The 3,299-nt window shown below is 30.4% G+C and carries 3 protein-coding genes and 1 pseudogene; 2 read left to right on the forward strand and 2 right to left on the reverse strand.

Going from position 1 to position 3,299, the window contains the following annotated elements:
• Positions 1 to 231: pseudogene (locus tag QNK89_RS01560) on the forward strand (hypothetical protein); the annotation flags it as partial.
• Positions 232 to 312: 81 nt separating this feature from the next.
• Positions 313 to 1,779 (forward strand): magnesium chelatase, encoded by a 1,467-nt coding sequence (locus QNK89_RS01565; RefSeq protein ID WP_340169224.1) that lies wholly within the window; start codon positions 313 to 315, stop codon positions 1,777 to 1,779.
• 3 nt (positions 1,780 to 1,782) lie between these two features.
• On the opposite strand, the gene QNK89_RS01570 is transcribed toward QNK89_RS01565, so the two are convergent.
• Together QNK89_RS01570 and QNK89_RS01575 are read right to left on the reverse strand one after the other, a co-directional pair.
• Positions 1,783 to 1,899, reverse strand: coding sequence for a YdeI/OmpD-associated family protein (locus QNK89_RS01570; protein ID WP_340169225.1), 117 nt, complete (start codon positions 1,897 to 1,899; stop codon positions 1,783 to 1,785).
• Positions 1,900 to 2,253: 354 nt separating this feature from the next.
• On the reverse strand, positions 2,254 to 3,299 hold a 1,046-nt coding region (locus tag QNK89_RS01575), incomplete at its 5' end, for a M1 family aminopeptidase (RefSeq protein WP_340169226.1).

Consider the following 3,299-nt stretch of genomic DNA (forward strand, 5'->3'; position numbering starts at 1 on the left):
GGTTTAAATCCATACATAACAAATAAGTGTTATGCCCAAGCACAACAAGCAAGAAGGCTTCATATTCCTATTACAACATTTATGATTGCACAAGATAATTACCTTATGCAATTTGTAGAGGAATTTACTAAAGCAAACCAAGGCAAAGCATTTTATACAGGATTAAAAGGATTAGGTGAAATGATTTTTGAAGATTATGAAACGAATAGAAAAAAGAGAATAAAAGGATAAAAACAAGTTAAAAGTTAAAAGTTGTGAGTTAAAAGTGGGTAATTTTTCACTCAATCAATTGAAAAAGATTAAACAATGAATATGAAAATAGAAACAATTAAAACTTTAGGCGATTTAAAAGAAGCTGGTTATAAAAGCAAATCAATTAAAGATGAATTAAGAGATAATTTAATTGAAAAAATAAAAAATAAAACAACAGTTTTTGAAGGTGTTCATGGTTATGAAAACACTGTAATTCCAGAATTACAACGCGCTATACTATCAAGACACAATATAAATTTATTAGGACTTCGTGGTCAAGCAAAAACACGGTTAGCGCGTTTAATGCTTAATTTGTTAGATGAGTATATTCCATTAGTAGAAGGTAGTGAAATAAACGATGATCCGTTACAGCCTATATCACGTTTTGCTATAGAACTAATTAAAGAAAAAGACGATAACACACCAATTTCATGGTTACATAGAAGTGAGCGTTTTGCTGAAAAATTAGCAACTCCAGATGTTACTGTTGCAGATATTATTGGTGATGTAGATCCCATAAAAGCAGCAAATTTAAAACTAAGTTATGCAGATGATCGCGTATTGCATTACGGTATGATTCCTCGTGCGAATCGCTGTATTTTTGTGATTAATGAATTACCAGATTTACAAGCTAGAATACAAGTAGCATTGTTTAATATTTTACAAGAAGGCGATATACAAATTCGTGGATTTAAATTAAGATTAAATTTGGACATGCAATTTGTTTTTACAGCAAATCCTGAAGATTATACCAATAGAGGAAGTATTGTAACACCACTAAAAGATAGAATTGGATCTCAAATTTTAACACATTATCCAACAGATATTGAAACCGCAAAAATAATTACATCACAAGAAGCAAAATCTGATATACGTCAAAAAGAAAGTATTCATGTACCAGAGCTAGCAAAAGATTTATTAGAACAAATTGTATTTGAAGCGCGAGAAAGCGATTTTATAGATGAGAAGAGTGGTGTAAGTGCACGATTAAGTATTACAGCTTTCGAAAACCTATTAAGTACAGCAGAACTTAGAGCTTTAAAAGCAGGAGAAGATAATACTACTGTTAGATTATCAGATTTTTTAGGTATTATTCCTGCCATTACAGGAAAAGTGGAGTTAGTGTACGAAGGTGAACAAGAAGGTGCTGCACAAGTGGCATATAATTTAATTGGTGAAGCTGTAAAAAGTTTGTTTCCAGAGTTTTTCCCTAAAATTGAAAAGCTTAAAAAAGAAGCAGACGAAAGCACTTACGACGATATTGTATCTTGGTTTTTTAATAATCGTGATGGTTTTGAGTTGTTAGACGATTTAAGAGATAAAGAATACAAAGTTTTACTTGATACCGTTTCTCCATTAGATGATTTACTTGGTGAGCACCAACCAAAGTTATCTAAACAGGAAAGTTATTTTGTAAAAGAATTTGTGCTTTGGGCTTTAGTGGAGTTCAAGCAATTAAGTAAATATAGGTTTACAGAAGGTATTCAATTTAAAGATCCATATGGTAGTTACATAAGTGGGATATAGATTTTACCACGTATTACTCGTTTTAATATTAGCATCGCAGAGTTTAATTATCTCTGCGATTCTTTTTTCTCTTGTTGCTTCTCTTTTGGCTTGATTTAGCCAATATATAGCTTTTTTCATAGGATGGCGCAAAGTTATTATAGTGTTCTAGAGCTTTTCTATTTTTGTTAAAAGCAACATGTAATTTTGGAGAAACTCTTACTTTTTCTACAACATCTAAAGCTGACCAAGAATCATTTTTTTCTTTTTAAATAACTTTTAATCCACTAGTGTGCATTAAATTATTTAGAGTAGATTCTATTTAATGATAACATAATGCTACTTTTACAGCATCTTCCCAACGCATATAAGCTTCATTGTTTTCTACTTTATAAAAAATAAGATAACAGCTTGTTTATTGTTATAATTACTATGAAGTCAAATTCTCCAATCTGTATCTGTTTTAAAAATAGAGTTGTTACATTTTAGTAAGATTTACTTAACTCTAACAGCTTCGATATAGTAATTTCTATCTACTTTAAAACTTTTGATATCTGATTTAGTTTTAAATGATTTCACCTCTTTTTCTGAAGGGTTAATGATATAAGATTCGTCATTAACTAAAATTTTAATTGGCATTTTAAAATTTTCAACTACATGATTCCAATTAAATGTAATTTCTCTTTTAAAGACTTTATATTCTAAAACGGGAATTTTAGTACTTCTTAAATACTGATTAAAAAAGCCTTCTAAATCTAATCTAGATTCTTCTGCTAGGCAATCTTCTACTTGTTTTGTAGTCACTGTTTGATGATAGAATTTACTGTTTAATGTACGAAGTATTTGTCTCCATTTTTCGTCGTCATTTACCATTTGGCGTAATGTGTGTAGCATATTTGCACCTTTATAGTAAATATCTCCAGAGCCTTCGCTATTTACATTATATTCTCCTATTAGCGGTTTGTCGTTTTGAATGTTTCTTCGCGTGCCAATTACATAATCTGCAGAAGCTTCTTTGCCATAATAGTAATCTAAAAATATATTTTCAGAATAGGCTGTAAAACCTTCATGAATCCACATGTCTGCAACATCTACATTGGTAATATTGTTTGCAAACCACTCGTGTCCAGCTTCATGAATAATAATAAAATCGAACTTTAAACCCAAACCAGTTCCAGATAAATCTCGTCCTAAATAACCTTTCATGTACCTATTCCCATAGGTTACAGAACTTTGGTGTTCCATTCCTAAATAAGGCACTTCTACTAATTTAAAGCTGTCTTCGTAAAACGGATAAGGTCCAAACCAATGTTCGAAAGCTTTCATCATTTTTGGAGCATCCTTAAAATGTTCTTTCGCTTTTTCTAGATTATCTTTTAGAACATAATAATTCATGTCTAAATCGCCTTTTTCACCTTTAAAAACCTCATAAAAATTAGCGTAATCACCAATATTAATATTTACGCCATAGTTATTAATTGGATTTTTTACAAACCAATTAAATGTGGTTGTGCTTTCTTTTTCTTCTATGCTTCTCAATC

Source organism: Lacinutrix sp. (assembly GCF_037625555.1).
In the GTDB taxonomy this organism is placed as follows: domain Bacteria; phylum Bacteroidota; class Bacteroidia; order Flavobacteriales; family Flavobacteriaceae; genus Lacinutrix.

Coding starts and splice junctions, on each gene's coding strand:
- QNK89_RS01565 (WP_340169224.1), top strand. CDS start 313: ATGAAAATAGAAACAATTAAAACTTTAGGCGATTTAAAAGAAGCTGGT.
- QNK89_RS01570 (WP_340169225.1), bottom strand. CDS start 1,899: ATGAAAAAAGCTATATATTGGCTAAATCAAGCCAAAAGAGAAGCAACA.